The 14,860-nt window shown below is 66.5% G+C and carries 14 protein-coding genes and 2 tRNA genes; 7 read left to right on the top strand and 9 right to left on the bottom strand.

Annotated features, from left to right (window positions below; translation table 11 throughout):
* Positions 1–38: 38 nt before the first annotated feature.
* Complete coding sequence (gene ettA / locus ON45_RS16820) at positions 39–1,712, bottom strand: energy-dependent translational throttle protein EttA (protein WP_040495317.1); 1,674 nt, start codon at positions 1,710–1,712, stop codon at positions 39–41.
* Positions 1,713–1,838: 126 nt separating this feature from the next.
* Here ettA and ON45_RS16815 point away from each other — a divergent pair, with 126 nt between their 5' ends.
* Positions 1,839–2,660, top strand: a complete 822-nt coding sequence (locus ON45_RS16815; protein ID WP_040495315.1) for a VOC family protein — start codon at positions 1,839–1,841, stop codon at positions 2,658–2,660.
* Here the strand turns inward: ON45_RS16815 and ON45_RS16810 are convergent, their stop codons facing one another.
* The 4 genes from ON45_RS16810 to ON45_RS16795 are packed head-to-tail and all read right to left on the bottom strand — an operon-like array spanning position 2,661 to position 5,969.
* Positions 2,661–3,293: a class I SAM-dependent methyltransferase gene (locus tag ON45_RS16810; protein ID WP_040495312.1), complete on the bottom strand. Its 633-nt coding sequence runs from the start codon at positions 3,291–3,293 to the stop codon at positions 2,661–2,663.
* A gap of 51 nt (positions 3,294–3,344) precedes the next feature.
* Positions 3,345–3,842 carry a flavin reductase family protein gene (locus ON45_RS16805; protein ID WP_040495311.1) on the bottom strand — a complete coding sequence of 166 codons (498 nt, stop codon included), beginning with the start codon at positions 3,840–3,842 and terminating at the stop codon, positions 3,345–3,347.
* Between the two features lie 22 nt (positions 3,843–3,864).
* Entirely contained in the window at positions 3,865–5,034 is a 1,170-nt protein-coding gene (locus tag ON45_RS16800) for an ABC transporter permease (RefSeq protein WP_040495309.1), read from the bottom strand.
* On the bottom strand, positions 5,031–5,969 hold the full coding sequence (locus ON45_RS16795) for an ABC transporter ATP-binding protein (protein WP_040495320.1): 939 nt from the start codon (positions 5,967–5,969) through the stop codon (positions 5,031–5,033). Before ON45_RS16795 ends, ON45_RS16800 begins: the two co-directional genes overlap by 4 nt.
* Positions 5,970–6,027: 58 nt before the next feature.
* Between ON45_RS16795 and ON45_RS16790 the strand changes: the two genes are divergently transcribed.
* Positions 6,028–6,957, top strand: a complete 930-nt coding sequence (locus tag ON45_RS16790; protein WP_040495319.1) for a TIGR03621 family F420-dependent LLM class oxidoreductase — start codon at positions 6,028–6,030, stop codon at positions 6,955–6,957.
* Positions 6,958–6,975: 18 nt separating this feature from the next.
* On the opposite strand, the gene ON45_RS16785 is transcribed toward ON45_RS16790, so the two are convergent.
* Positions 6,976–7,782: a phytanoyl-CoA dioxygenase family protein gene (locus ON45_RS16785; protein ID WP_040495307.1), complete on the bottom strand. Its 807-nt coding sequence runs from the start codon at positions 7,780–7,782 to the stop codon at positions 6,976–6,978.
* Positions 7,776–10,037, bottom strand: coding sequence for a glycosyl hydrolase family 65 domain-containing protein (locus ON45_RS16780; RefSeq protein WP_040495305.1), 2,262 nt, complete (start codon positions 10,035–10,037; stop codon positions 7,776–7,778). The genes ON45_RS16785 and ON45_RS16780 overlap by 7 nt, the downstream gene beginning before the upstream one ends.
* 52 nt (positions 10,038–10,089) lie before the next feature.
* Between ON45_RS16780 and ON45_RS16775 the strand changes: the two genes are divergently transcribed.
* The 3 genes from ON45_RS16775 (at position 10,090) to ON45_RS16765 (ending at position 11,261) form a co-directional block, all read left to right on the top strand.
* Entirely contained in the window at positions 10,090–10,968 is an 879-nt protein-coding gene (locus tag ON45_RS16775; protein WP_040495303.1) for an aldo/keto reductase, read from the top strand.
* An 88-nt stretch (positions 10,969–11,056) separates the two neighbouring features.
* A tRNA-His gene (locus ON45_RS16770) sits at positions 11,057–11,129 on the top strand.
* Between the two features lie 56 nt (positions 11,130–11,185).
* A tRNA-Lys gene (locus ON45_RS16765) sits at positions 11,186–11,261 on the top strand.
* Between the two features lie 165 nt (positions 11,262–11,426).
* Here ON45_RS16765 and ON45_RS16760 read toward each other — a convergent pair.
* Positions 11,427–12,236, bottom strand: coding sequence for a hypothetical protein (locus ON45_RS16760; RefSeq protein ID WP_040495300.1), 810 nt, complete (start codon positions 12,234–12,236; stop codon positions 11,427–11,429).
* A 255-nt stretch (positions 12,237–12,491) separates the two neighbouring features.
* On the opposite strand from ON45_RS16760, the gene recA reads away from it, so the two are divergent.
* Positions 12,492–13,559, top strand: a complete 1,068-nt coding sequence (recA, locus tag ON45_RS16755) for a recombinase RecA (protein WP_040495298.1) — start codon at positions 12,492–12,494, stop codon at positions 13,557–13,559.
* 153 nt (positions 13,560–13,712) lie between these two features.
* On the opposite strand, the gene ON45_RS16750 is transcribed toward recA, so the two are convergent.
* Complete coding sequence (locus ON45_RS16750) at positions 13,713–14,144, bottom strand: hypothetical protein (RefSeq protein WP_040495293.1); 432 nt, start codon at positions 14,142–14,144, stop codon at positions 13,713–13,715.
* A gap of 50 nt (positions 14,145–14,194) precedes the next feature.
* On the opposite strand from ON45_RS16750, the gene ON45_RS16745 reads away from it, so the two are divergent.
* Positions 14,195–14,788 (top strand): magnetosome magnetite crystal formation protein family, encoded by a 594-nt coding sequence (locus ON45_RS16745; RefSeq protein WP_083915089.1) that lies wholly within the window; start codon positions 14,195–14,197, stop codon positions 14,786–14,788.
* Positions 14,789–14,860 lie beyond the last annotated feature (72 nt).

The raw sequence follows: 14,860 nt of genomic DNA, 5'->3' as shown, positions 1-14,860 counted from the left end.
GCACGGAGCGCGGGAACAGTTCACGAGAACGGGTTGCGTCAGGCCAGCTTCTTGTACTTGATGCGGTGCGGGGTGTCGGCCGCGCCGCCGAGCTCCTGTTTGCGGCGTTCCTCGTACTCGCTGAAGTTGCCCTCGAACCAGCGGACCTGGCTGTCGCCCTCGAATGCGAGCACGTGGGTGGCGATGCGGTCGAGGAACCAACGGTCGTGGGAGATCACCACGGCGCAGCCGGGGAACGATTCGAGACCGGCTTCGAGTGCGCGCAGTGTGTCCACGTCGAGGTCGTTGGTCGGCTCGTCGAGCAGCAGCACGTTGCCGCCGGACTTCAACAGCTTGGCCAGGTGGACGCGGTTGCGCTCGCCGCCGGACAGGTCACCGACGCGCTTTCCGTGGTCGGTGCCCTTGAAGTTGAAGCTCGACACGTACGCACGGCCGTGGATCTCGCGGCCGCCGACGTCGAGCACCTCACCGCCGCCGGTGATCTCGTCGTACACGGTGGCGTCACTGTCGAGGCTGTCACGGTCCTGGTCGACGTAGGACAGGTCGACGGTGTCGCCGATCTTGATCGAACCGGAGTCGGGTTCCTCCCGTCCGGCGAGCATCTTGAACAGCGTGGTCTTGCCCGCACCGTTGGGGCCGATGATCCCGACGATTCCCGCGGGCGGGAGCGTGAACGACAGATCGTCGATGAGCAGGCGGTCGCCGAAGCCCTTCGAGAGGTTCTCGACCTCGATGACGCTGTCGCCGAGACGCTGCCCGGCCGGGATGGTGATCTGCAGTTTCGATTCCTGCTGCTCGGCGGCCTTGGCCTCGGCGTGCAGTTTCTCGTACGCGTTGAGGCGTGCCTTGCCCTTCGCCTGGCGCGCCTTCGTTCCCATCCGGACCCATTCGAGTTCCCGGGCGAGGGTGCGCTTGCGGGCATCGTTGCCGCGCTCCTCGCGTTCGAGACGCTCCTGCTTCTGTTCGAGCCAGCTGGAGTAGTTGCCCTCGAACGGCAGGCCCTTGCCGCGTTCGAGTTCGAGGATCCACTTCGCCACGTTGTCGAGGAAGTAGCGGTCGTGCGTGATCGCCACGACGGTTCCTGCGTAGTCAGCGAGGAAACGTTCGAGCCAGTCGACGGATTCCGCGTCGAGGTGGTTCGTCGGCTCGTCGAGCAGCAGCAGGTCGGGTCGCGACAGGAGCAGGCGGCACAGCGCGACTCGGCGACGCTCACCACCGGACAGCACGCTCACGTCGGCGTCGTCGGGTGGGCAGCGCAGGGCGTCCATCGCGATGTCGACGTTGCGTTCGAGCGACCACGCGTCGGTCGCCGCGATCTTGTCCTCCAGCGTGGCCTGTTGCTTGCCGATCTTGTCGTAGTCGGCGTCCGGATCGGCCCACTTGGCCATGACCTCGTTGTACTCGTCGATGATCGACTGCACCTCGGCCACACCGTCCATGACGTTGCCCTTGACGTCTTTGTCGTGGTCGAGCTGCGGCTCCTGCGCGAGGTAGCCGACCGTGAAGCCGGGGGTCAGGCGAGCCTCGCCCTGGAAGCCGTCGTCGAGGCCGGCCATGATCTTCAACAGCGACGACTTTCCCGCGCCGTTCGAGCCGAGCACGCCGATCTTGGCGCCCGGGTAGAACGACAGCGAGATGTTCTCGAGGACCGTCTTGTCCGGCGGGTAGACCCGCTTGAGCTTGTGGGCCTGGTAGATGAATTCGTGCGCCATGGTGTCGCCGAGGTTACCGAGCGGGTCGCAGCGGCGTGGTGGCGCCGTCGCGCTCGACGGTCCGAGCGGCCCCCGTCGAGTGCCTACCATCGATGTGGCCGAAATCGAATCGAAGGGGAGAGACCGATGGCGACTGTCACGCGTTACCGACATGGCGTACCGAACTGGACCGACGTCGGCGTGGCCGACACGGCCGCGTGTGTGTCGTTCTATGAGTCGTTGTTCGGTTGGGGCGCCGAGGACCAGGGTGAGGACGCCGGCGGCTACCACATGTTCCGTCTCGACGGAGCAGCCGTCGCCGGACTCGGTCCGAAGCAGAACGACGACGGGATGCCGCTCTGGTCGGCGTACATCTCGGTCGACGACATCGACGCTGCGCTGAGCAGGGCCGAGGCGGCCGGAGCGACCGTGGTGATGCCGCGCACGGACGTGTTCACGTCGGGCTCGATGGCGATCGTGGTCGACCCGACCGGTGCGGTCGTGTCGTTCTGGCAGCCGGGTGACCACATCGGTGCCGAGCGTGTGAACGTGGCGAACACCCTGTCGTGGCACGAGCTCACGACGCGGGATCCGCAGGGCGCGATGGACTTCTACGGTTCGGTGCTCGGCTGGGAGTTCCAGGAGATGCCGGGCGGCGCCGACGACGATCCGAGCGGCGGGATGCCGGGATACCGGATGGTGATGGTCGGAGATCGCGTGGTCGGCGGAATCATGCCGATGGAGGGTGATGACTGGGGCGACATGCCGTCGCACTGGATGATCTACTTCGCCGTCGACGACACCGACGCGGCGGCCACACGGGTCGGCGAACTCGGCGGCGCCGTGTCGGTCCCACCGTTCGACATTCCGGTAGGGCGGATCTCGGTGTGCAACGACCCGGACGGGAACGCGTTCTCGATCATCGCGTTCGCCGGACCGATCGACACGATCGACGACGGCGTCGCCTGATCAGGGGTCGGCCCGACGGGCGATGAGGGTCGCGTGATCCAGGTTCCGTTCGCCGTCGCGTGGGGGTCGGATCCAGATCCGGACGTCATCGAAGCCGGCTCCTCGGAGTTCGTCCGCGACCGACTCGGCGAAGAGTTCGTACGCCGTGACGACGGCATGGTCGAACGGACGGCCGTGGCGCGCGGTTGACTCCGCGGCGAAGAGCGCCACGAGAACCGGTGCTCCCGGTTCGAGTACCCGTGACCATTCGCGGAAGACCGCCGGGAGTTCCGTCGGAGGGAGATGGATCAGCGAATACCGCGAGACGATCCCAGCGAGTGAGGCGTCGGCGATGTCCAACGCGGCGAGATCGCCGACGTGGAACGTCGAGTCCGGGAACGTGTGCCGCGCCGTCGCGATCATCTCCGGCGCGATGTCGTATCCGACCGCAGGCACCCCGAGGTCGGTCAGGAAGTGGACGACATGGCCAGGTCCGCATCCGACGTCGGCGACCACGCCGGTCCGTTGGCGCGCCAGCCCGGCGAAGGCCGCGAGTCGTTCCCGGTCCTCGGGAACGTGGTCGAGGGCGTCGAGGAACAACTCGGTGTAGAGCTCCGCGTTGGCGTCGTAGGAATCACGAACGGAATCGTTCACGCCGTCACCCTGTCACGTGCCCGTGCCGGCGCGGTCGGCCGCCGGGAGCGATCAGTGGCGCTTGACGCCGCCGTACTTCATGCGGGTGTCGTTCATCGACGCCGGCGTCGCCTCGTCGTCGTTGATCGACGCATCGACGATCTCGCCGACGAACAGTGTGTGAGTTCCGAGGTCGAGCGTGTGGCGGACCTCGCAGTCCATCCAGGCAAGGGCCTCATCGAAGATCGGTGCGCCGGTGGTGGCGGTCGAGACCGGCCGATCGTTGAGGGTGGTGCCGTCGTCGTTGGCCGGCTTCGAGAACTTCACGAACACGCGTGTGTTCTCCGCGTCCCAGAGGTTGAGTGAGAACGCGCCGCTACCGGAGATCAGGCGGTGCGTGACGGCGTCGTTGTCCACTCCGATGCCGATCAGCACCGGCTCCATCGACAGCTGCGTGATCCAACTGGTGGTCATCCCGTTGCGTTCGCCATCGTGCGCCGAGCCGACCAGGGCGAGCGCGTTGGGGATCTTCCACGTGACGCGGTTGAGCAGTTCGTCGTCGAGTGCCATGGGCCCGAGCGTAGAGGCGAGGTCAGTCGCGGGCGAGGCGCACGGCCTCGCGGAGTGAGATCCGGCTGCCGGTCCGCAGCAACGTGAACTCGTAGACGCGCGCAGCGAACGCGAGGGCTCCGATCGTCGTCGCGACGAGGAGCACGAGCGCGGCTGCGACGATCAATGGGGACGACGCCTCCTGAGCGACCGTCACCGGCAACACGAACGGCGACGTGAACGGCACCACCGAGGCGATCGTTGCGACCGTTGAATCCGGCGACGACAAGGCCTGGAGCGACAACAGGTAACCGAGGAAGATCGGGAGGAACACCGGCAGCAGCGCCTGTTGAGCGTCCTCCTGGCGGGACACCAACGACCCGACGAACGCGAAAAGCACCCCGTACAACGTGAATCCGAGCACGAACACGAGGGCCAGGAGCGGCAGTGACGCGTACGCCGAGGCCGGCGCGTCGGCGAAGTCGGACACTGCGAGGGCTCCGGCGAGTCCGACGAGTGGGATCGCGACCTGCACCGAAGCGAGGGCGCCGACACCGAGCACCTTGCCGGCCAGCAGGTCCCGCGGTGACACGAGCGCCAACAGGATCTCGACGATGCGGTTCGCCTTCTCCTCGACGACGACCATCGCGATCTGCGAGCCGTACACCTGGATCGCGAAGAACATGATGAAGATCCCGAGCAGTGCCACGGCGGTTCGAGCCGACTCGCTGTCACTCGGCGGGTCGACGAACTCCTCGTCGACGGGCGCAGGGGCGAACAACTCGGCGAGGGTGGACGAATCGACGCCGAGTTCGTCGGCGCGTTGCTCGACCGAGGCTCGGTCGAGTGCTCCGACGACCACGGCCTGGAGCAGCGGATCGGGCTCGTCGTTCCAGAGCAGAGTGGGACCGTCGATCACCGCGACGTCGACATCGCCGTTCTCGACGGCTGTGCGAATCGCGGTCGGCGAGCCGTCGCCGGGAGTCTGGATGTCGATTCGCACGTCGTCGGGCGCCGACGCGTCGAGCGCAGGGCCGAGTTCGGTCGGTGCGGCGACGTCGTACTCGGTCGGTGCGTCGTCGCCGCCCGAGCCGAACACCGCGGCTCCGATGACACCGACCACGGTGAGAGCGAGCAACAGGAACGTCGTCACCCGGTAGACCTTCGACCGTCCGCGGGTGACGATCTCGCGCCGCGCGACCTCGCGGATCATCTCGGGCCTCCCGTCTCGTCGCGGGCGGCACGTCGGTCCGTCACCAGCTCGGCGAAGACCGCATCGAGCGACGGCGGTTCGAACCGGAACGAAGTGACGGTGCCGACCTGTGCCGCCGACTCCATCAGCGCCGTCGGGTCGGACGTGGCGGACACCCGGAACACGGTGCGACCCGACGGATCGACGGTCTCAATCGCGTCGGGCGGGGCCCAACCTGCAGCGCCGGCGACCTCGTCCCCCCAGGTCACTTCCACCTCGCGGGAATCCGACCGGGCACGGATCTCGTCGGCGTGGCCGCGGTCGATCACCTCACCACCGTCGATGATCACGACATCGCGACACAGTTCCTGCACGAGGTCGAGCTGGTGGCTCGAGAAGACGACCGCCGCGCCGTCTGCCGTGCGCTCCGTGATGATGTCGCGCAGGACGTCGATCGCCAGCGGATCGAGACCGGCGAACGGCTCGTCGAGCACGAGCAGGTCGGGCTGGTGCACGAGCGAGACCGCGAGCTGGACACGCTGCTGGTTGCCCGTCGACAGGTCCTGGACGTCGTCGTCGGCGCGCTCGGTGAGCCCGACGCGTGCGAGCAGTTCGTCCGCCCGCTCGTCGGCGCGGCCTGCATCGAGACCACCGAGGCGGCCGAAGTAGGCGACCTGTTCGCGCAGCCGCATCCGGGTGTACAGACCGCGTTCCTGGGGCATGTAGCCGAACCGCCGACGCAGCTTCCGGTCGATCGGTCGACCGTTCCACTCGACCGTGCCGGAATCGGTCGTGATCAGACCCATGATCGAACGCATCGCCGTCGACTTGCCGGCGCCGTTCGGCCCGAGGAACCCGACGAGTTGGCCCGGTTCGACGGACAGATCGCATCCGTTCAGAGCGATGGTGTCCCCGAATCGTTTGTGGAGACCGCTGACGACGAGTCCGTGGGCCATGGCGCGCACCGTACCCGCTCGGTTCTCCCTCACACATGGCATCGCTACCGTGACGGCCATGACGCGTGCGATTCGCTTCGGTCACCAGTTTCGCTCCACCGGGGATGCGGCTCCGATCGAAGCGGCCCAGCGCGCCGAGGCCGCCGGATTCGACACGTTTCTCCTCCCGGATCACGTCGGCGGAGGTTTCTCTCCGATGGTCGCGTTGGCGGCCGCGGCGGTCGGCACCTCCTCGATCCGTCTCGGCACGTTCGTCCTGAACGCTGACATGCGCAACCCGGTGCAGCTCGCATGGGAGGCCACCACGTTGGACCAAGCGTCGAACGGACGGTTCGAGTTGGGGCTCGGGGCGGGCCACACACCTCACGAATACGCCGCGACCGGGATCCCACTCGAAACGCCACGCGTTCGGAAGGAGGCATTGGCGGAGCGTGTCGAGATCATCCGACGGCTCGTCGACGGTGACACCGTGACCATCGACGGGACGCATCATCACCTGGTGGACGCCTCGATTCAGCGGGGCCGTCAGCCACGGATGCCGATCCTCGTCGGCGGGAACGGCGCTGCACTGCTCGCCCACGCCGGTGCGCACGCCGACATCATCGGACTGCAGGGTCTGGGCAGGACCGGGCCCGACGGGCACACCCACGAGGTCCGCTGGACCTCCGATCACCTCGATGACCAGCTGGATCAAGTGCGTGCCGGAGCGGGTGTCCGGGTCGGCGAGATCGAGCTGAACGCGCTGGTTCAGGTGGTCGAGGTCACCGACGATGCGGAACGATCGCTCACCGCCATGGCCGGCGAGATGGGCGATGGGGTCGGCCCGGACGATCTCGCTCAGGTCCCCTACGTGCTCGTCGGGACGGTCGAGGAGATCGCCGAGAAGATCCTGCACTGCCGGGACCGGTGGGGGATCACGTACTTCGCGGTGCGGGCGCTCGACGAGTTCGTTCCGGTGATCGAACGGGTCCGCCGACTCGAAGCGTGACGCCGGCTGCGGTGTGCGTCAGCCGATCGGCACGATGGGAAAGCGTGCGTCGTCGCCGAGTTCGCCTCCGACCTCGAGACCGTCGGCTTCGTAGGGTGGCGAGACCTGCCACGGGCGCGTGGCGAAGCGTGCGTCGTCGCCGATCCAGCGGAAGCTGACCGCGCGGCGTCGGGAGCCCAGCGTGTTGCCCGGCGCGTCGTGCAACGTCCGGTAGTGGAACGCGATGACGTCTCCGGGTTCGACGTCGAACGACACGACACGATGATGACCGGCCTCGATCTCGGCGTCGATGTCCGGGACGATCTCGAATCCCTCGGGAGCGTCGGCGTAGGGGCTGTGGTCGATGAACTTGCGCGGGACGAACCATCGGTCCCAGCGGTGTGATCCGGCGACGAACCGCATTCCCGAAGCCGCAGGAACCGGGTCGAGCGCGACCCACAGGCTCGCGTTCTGGTCGCCATCGAGGCAGTAGTAGGGCTGATCGTGGTGCCACGGTGTGCGCTCGACGGCACCTGGCTCCTTGACGAGGACGTGTTCGTGGAAGAAGCGCACGGTGTCGGAACCCATCAGGGCGCGAGCTGCATCGGCCAACGGGCTGTCGAATGCGACCTGCCGGTACTGGTCGACATCGCGCCACGTGACGTAGTCGGTCCAGAACCCGATCGCCTCGTCAGGTGCGGTGTACCAGTGCGACCACTCGCTGGGGTGAGTGCGGTTGAACTCGACGCCTTCGCCGATCAGGTCGAGCCACCGTTGCCCCAGAAGTCCCCGGATGACGGTCGCTCCATCGTTCGTGAAGGCCTCGATGTTCGCTTCGGTCACCATCGCAGCGCACCTCCGGGTTCGAGGTCGGCCGGCGGTTCGTCACCGACCACCAGCGTCACCGTCTCGTCGTTCACGGGTCGCGACGTCACCACGTGTCCGTCGTGGCTCGCGGTGACGTCGAGCCGCTGACCGCGCACGACGAGTGCGAACGTCAGTGACGTCCACCCAGGCGGAAGCACCGGGGCGACGCGCAGCCGACCGGCCTCGATCGACACACCGCCGAACCCGTACACCGCGGTCTGATAGGCCCCCGCGTTCGCGGCGGTGTGCATGCCGCCGATGAACGTGCCGCCGACGCTGGGCGGGTGGACGTCGTTCAGGTCGAGCGTCGCCGCCAGCCAGAAGTACGCGAGCGCCTGGCTCATCAACGCCGGATCGTCGGCAGCGAGCCGAGCGGCGACCGTCGCGTGCACCGAGTGGCTCAGCGACGATCCGTGTGCGCAGCGCGGCTCGTAGTACTCGAAGTTCGCCCGTTGCACGTCGAGGGGATGTGTCGGATCGACCGCGAACAGCTGGACGACCGCCGGTTGCTTCGACACCTGGGTGTGGACGGCCACGCCGTTCGGCCACCCCCAGTACTCGTCGGGTTCGAGGAGCCGTTCACGGAGCTGGCCGGGTTGCGTGTCCTCGAGTGCGAAGAAGCCGTCGAACTGTTCGATGATCGACGTGTCGGGATCGGGAGCCGGGACGTGGAGGCGGTCGTGGACGTCGCTCCACCTGGCCGCGCGATCGTCTCCGGCGTCGAGGCCGGCGAGTCGATCGGGGTGGTGCTCGCTCATCCAGTCGCGCACCCGGACCGCGGCGGCGAGCGCGATCTGGGTCATGCGGTTCGTGTAGGCATCGTTGTCGACGTTCTCGTGCCACTCGTCCGGCCCGAGCAGCCGGATGATCTCGTACCGCTCCCGGTGCGGGACGTACTTCACGAACGAGGCGAGGAAGTTCGCCACCTCGAAGACGATCTCGGCGCCGTGTTCGACCATGAACTCGTCGTCGCCGGCCGCGTCCCAGTACCGCTCGACCGCCACCGCGATGTCGGGGCTGATGTGCATCTGCCAGTCGTTGAAGTGGTTCCGGATCGGACGGCCGGTGAGCACGTCGTCGAAGAAGAAGTCGGGACACAACTCGTCGCCGGTGGTCCCGCTGATCCAGGCGAAGAACGCGCCCTCGTATCCGAGCCGGGCCGCTTTGCGCCGGGCCCCGTCGAGGGTCCGCCAGCGATACGTCAAGATGTTGCGTGCGAGGTCGGGTGCGGTGAACAGGTACGCCGGGAGGTTGAACATCTCCTGGTCCCAGAACGCCGCCCCCTGATACGCCTGACACGACAATCCGCGCGCTCCGATGGGGAGCCGATCGTTGTGTGCCGGGGTGGCGATGCGGTTGTGCCAGATCGAGAAGCGGAGCGCCGCTTGCGCGCCCATCGTGTCGTCACCGGAGATCACGACGTCGGCGGTGTCCCAGAACTTCGTCCAGTGGCGTGCGGAACGCTCCAGCGTGTCGCGGTAGCCGTTCTCGATCGCCGTCTCGGCGCTGTCGAACGCACGCTCCAGCGGGCCGAACGGCACGTCGTCGTCGTTCGACGTGGCGACCGCCATCGCGGAGGTGATGGTCACGTCGTCGCCGGGCCACAGATGCAACGAGTCGCGGCTGATCCGCCACGACGACGCCACGGCGATGTCGACGCGTGACTCGTTGGTCGTGCAGCGTGCCGTGGCCAGGCCGTCCTCGCGGGTGGTGCTGATGCGTCCGAGGTGGTCGCCGTTCAGGCTCCAGACGACCGGGTCGATCCCGGCGTGGACCTGCAACGTCATCTCGTGCGTCGCCACCACCGTCACCTGCTGCATCACGACGTGCAGGTCGTCCAAGCTGGCGAACCGGCGCACCGACACCAGCGCCTCGACGCTGCCGTTCGACCACATCGCTCGGTGCGTGTACTCCCCGGTCTGCAGGGTGAGCTCGACCTCGGCATCCTGATCCGCGTCGAAGGTGAGCGGTCGGCCGTCGGCCGCAAGCGTGACGAGGAGACCGTTCGGCACCGTCGCCAGCTCGCGCCACACTCCGTCCGCCATGTCGTACGTGTCGCTCACGACACACCCGACGAAGCTGTCGGCCCGCTGGTCGGGACGCGTTCCGCGATAGCCGAGGTAGCCGTTGCCCACGGTGAAATTCGAACCGATGGTGACACCACGGTCGTCGACCGGATGGGTGTCGACCACCTCCCACCCCGTGTCGGTACGCACGTGCTCGCCGATCTCCATGCGCGCAGTCTGGCACCGGGCGCGGTCTCTGTCAGCGAGCTACGGTGAAACCGTGCTCCCACGTGCGGCATTCGGCTCGACCGGCCACGACTCGACGCGCGTGATCTTCGGTGCCGCCGCGCTCGGTGCGATGAGTCAGGAGCGTGCCGACGCGACGCTCGATGCCGTCACCGGCTGGGGGATCAACCACATCGACACGGCTGCGTCCTACGGCGAGTCCGAGGTCCGTTTGCGGCCGTGGCTGACCAGCCATCGTGACGAGGTCTTCCTCGCCACGAAGTCCGGTGAGCGGGGTGGCGACGGCGCACGGGCAGAACTCGAACGGTCGCTGGAGCGATTGGGAGTCGACTCGGTCGACCTGATCCAACTCCACAACCTGGTCGACGAGGACGGATGGCAGCAGGCGTTCGCCAGTGGGGGAGCGGTCGACGCGCTCGCCGCGGCGCGGGACGAGGGACTGGTCGCGCACATCGGGGTGACCGGCCACGGTGTTCCGATCGCCGAGATGCACCTCCGCAGCCTCGAACGCTTCGACTTCGCTTCGGTACTGTTCCCGGTCAACTTCGTCATGATGGAGAACCCGCGGTACCGCGGGGACGTGGAACGCCTGCTCGACGTATGTGCCGAGCGGTCGGTGGCAGTGCAGACGATCAAGTCGATCGCCCGCGGTGCGTGGGCGGACGGCAGCACGAATCACTTCAGTTGGTACGACCCGCTGACCGAGGCCGAACCGATCGGTCGGGCGGTGCGCTACGTGCTGTCGCATCCGCAGATGTTCCTCAACACGACGAGCGACGCGCGGTTGCTCCCGATGATCGTCGAAGCCGCCGAGGGCGATCTGACGATGCCCGACCGCGCCCTGATGCTGGACGATGTGGAGGCGGAGGGGATCACCCCATTGTTCGTCGAGGGCGAGCCGGCGCCTGTCTGACCAGCATCGTCTTCCAAATCCGAGGGTGCGGATCGCCGGACTCGCTGGCAGAATGTCGGGCCTCGCCCCACATACCCGGGCGTTCATGGTGGTCATAGCTCAACAGGTAGAGCACCAGGTTGTGATCCTGGCGGTTGGGGGTTCAAGTCCCCTTGGCCACCCTGCGCAGTGATGCGTAAAAAGTCGTCGTCGGAGCTATCATCCTGCGGCGCACTTTGCTTCTCTAGCTCAATTGGCAGAGCAGTGGACTCTTAATCCATTGGTTCTGGGTTCAAGTCCCAGGGGAAGCACCAGACAATTTGGCACTCGCGTGGCTCTTCATCCACGTGAGCCCTGGGCAGAAGTCCCAGGGGAAGCACCAACAACGACCAGGAGCGACTTCGTGCTGCTCCTGGTCGTTTCGCGTCACGGCACCCACCATGGGCCAGGCTCAGCGTCGGAGCCTGGACTGATCGACGTCAGTTGCTCCAGCTGCGTTGCTCGCGGTAGCGGGTCGCAGCGAGCGGGGTCGAGCGTTGGCGGCGTTGGCGTCGGCCGCCGGTGAACAGGATCACGGCCGCGCCGAGGACGATCGATCCCAACCCGCCGGCGAGGGTCAACGTGACCCGATGGGTGGCGAGACTGGGGAACAGCCCGACCCAGATGTCGTCGGAGATCAGCGGGAACACGAACGTCGGGATCAGGTAGCCGAAGAGGATCAGGCCGACACCGGTCGCCATCAGCCCGGTCCCGAGCGCGAACATGAACTCGCCACGTTCGGGTCGCAGGATCACCCCCAACAGCAGTGTGAGGAGTGCGAGTCCGAGGCTCACGAGAGTCGTCCACCGCGTGATCGACGCCAGAACGTCGAACGCGGCAACGCGTTGGACGGGGAGTGTGATCGCCGGCAGGACCGCCGCTCGCTCTGTACGGGTGATCTGGACCTGCTCGCTCGGGGTGATCACCACGGGCTCCTCGGTTCCACCGATCAACTTGTCATGTGCTGCGGCCGTGAACACCCGCATCTCGGTGGCACCCTCGCGGATTCTCGTCACCTGTGTGACCAGCACCTGGAGGTCAGCGGGGGAGAGCCCGAGTTCTTGTGCGTCGGCTCCGGCGACGACCGAGGCGATCTGACGCTGGATGTCCTCGTCGCCGAGGATCGCGTAGGCGGAGTCGGTGTTGATCTCGGGACTGAACGACACCCGTTCGAGCCAGAACGAACTGATCGCGAGCGCGAAGAATCCACCCGAAACGAGCAAGATCAGACCGCCGAGCGAACGCCGCACCGGGAGAGTCTGCCAAATCTGCCCCGTGCACTACGAACGTGCTCGGCGGGGCCGGCTCGTCGTCGTTCGGTCAGAAGATGCTTGCCCGAACGGTTGTTCGTCTTGTACGATGCAAATCACAGCGATGGAGTTCGACGAGCCCGACTCCCACGGCTCCCACGCAGCAGTACCAGAACAACTCTGAAGTACCCCCTCGTCATGATGGTGGAAACTCCCTCCATCCCACTACGGAACGCAACGAAAGAGAGACACGACATGGCAAAAGACGACCGCTCCAAAGCCCTCGACATCGCCCTCCAGCAGATCGACAAGCAGTTCGGCACGGGCGCCATCATGAAGATGGGTGAACGCACGAACATGGACGTCCGGGTCGTGCCGACCGGTGCACTCGCACTCGACCTGGCACTCGGAGTCGGCGGCCTGCCGCGTGGCCGTGTCACCGAGATCTACGGTCCGGAGTCCTCCGGCAAGTCCACGCTGGCGATGCACGTCGTGGCCGAGGCGCAGCGCAACGGTGGGGTGTGTGCCTACATCGACGCCGAACACGCAATGGATCCGGTGTACGCCGCAGCGATCGGTGTCGACGTCGATCAACTCCTCATCTCCCAGCCCGACACGGGCGAGCAGGCACTCGAGATCTGCGACATGCTCACGCGGTCCGGTGCGATCGACGTGGTCGTGGTCGACTCGGTGGCGGCGTTGACGCCCCGCGCCGAGATCGAGGGCGAGATGGGCGACTCCCACGTCGGCCTCCAGGCTCGTCTCATGAGCCAGGCGCTCCGCAAGCTCACCGGCAACCTCAACAAGACCGACACGATCTGCATCTTCATCAACCAGCTGCGCGAGAAGATCGGCGTGATGTTCGGTTCACCCGAGACCACACCGGGTGGCCGTGCGCTGAAGTTCTACTCGTCGGTCCGCCTCGACATCCGTCGCATCGAGACGCTGAAGGACGGTACCGAGGCGGTCGGCAACCGCACTCGTGTGAAGGTCGTGAAGAACAAGGTGTCCCCGCCGTTCAAGCAGGCCGAGTTCGACATCATGTACGGCAAGGGCATCAGTCGTGAGGGCTCGCTGATCGACCTGTCGGTCGACTTCGGCATCGTCAAGAAGTCCGGTGCCTGGTTCACCTACGAGGGTGAGCAACTCGGTCAGGGTCGGGAAAAGGCGAAGGAATACCTCCGCACGAACCCCGAGGTGATGATGGAGATCAGCGACAAGGTGCTGATCCTGTCCGGCCTCAAGGAGGACCCGAACGCGCCGGTCGAGGACGTCGCCGACGAGTTCACCGAAGCCGACGAACAGCCGATCGCTCTCGACTGACCGGGCAGCGCCGGCCCCGTCCTGGAGCTCGCGATGGGGTTTGTGTGACCGAAATCGGCGACGGACGCGGATTCGGTCACACAAAACGGTGAGCGCGGGACGGAGTTCACCGATCGGTACTCCGCCGGGTACGAGCCGGTCGGATGCGTCGGATCAGGAGTTGAACTCGTAGCCGCCGGGCTTGAAGATCATCAGGTAGAGCGCCACCACGAGGATCAGGTGGGTCACACCGATTCCGGCAGCCATCATCTTGCGGGCCTGCTCCGAGGTGTCCGTGATCGAGGGCCGGATCAGGAACCAGCTCACGAGCAGCGCGATCAGCCAGAGCACGATCGTGATCGTGACGAACCACGTGCCTCCGAGGCTGAGTTTCTGGGTGCCGGCCATTCCCATCCCGGCGATCCACAGCACCACGAGCGCCGGAAACGCAAGCTTCATGTGCAGCGCAGCCATCGCCTGCGTCTCGCCGGCGCGCTGCATCCGTGGGTAGAGAAACAGCGGGCCGAACGCCGCAATGGCGCTGAAGATGTGCACGAAGTACAGCAGTTGGGTGACGGTGTCGTCGGAGTCGATGATGGCAAGCACGGGCGGAACGCTACCGCTTCACCGCGCGATGGCAGAAGTACGGTGAGGGCATGAGTGAGACGCCGTCTCAGCGGACCCAACCGCCGCCGCCGACGCCACCTGAGTCGCCTCCCGGGCCACCACGGTCAGCATCATCACTGCCTCCCCCGCCTCCCGTGGCCGCGCTGCCACCACCGGGCTGGTATCGCGACGGTCCGGGGCTGCGTTGGTGGGACGGACGAGCGTGGGGACCCGTCGCTCCGGGCGGTGCCGTCGACTCGAGCGACCGGACCTTGTCGATTCTCTCGCATGGCGGGCTGGTCGCGGGCGGCTTCATCCTGCCGTTGGTCTTGTACTGCATCTCCGACGACGACACCCGACCCGAAACACGCTGGCATTCGCGCCAGGCGCTCAACTTCCAGTTGACGTACATCCTCGCGAACGTGGTTGGGTTCGTCCTGTTCGCTGTCGCCCTCGTGTTCGCCACGGCCTCGACCGCAAACGACGACGTGAGTGTCGGAGTCGGAATCGCCTTCGCCTTGGTGGTCGTGGTGATGATCGCCACCCTGATCGTGAACATCGTGTTCAGCATCATCGGAGCGGTTCGCGCGAACGCCGGTGTGCGCTGGAAGTACCCGCTCACCATCCCCTTCGTCCGCGGCTGATCCGGCGCCCTCCCGGGCGGGCGTCGATAGCCTGCCGGTCATGTCCGAGCAGCGCAGCTATGTCGTGCACAC

The sequence above is a fragment of the Ilumatobacter nonamiensis YM16-303 genome, assembly GCF_000350145.1.
GTDB classification, from domain to species: Bacteria; Actinomycetota; Acidimicrobiia; order Acidimicrobiales; family Ilumatobacteraceae; genus Ilumatobacter_A; species Ilumatobacter_A nonamiensis.
Note: the sequence above shows the minus strand (reverse complement) of the source record. Positions and strands in the feature narration are given on the sequence as shown.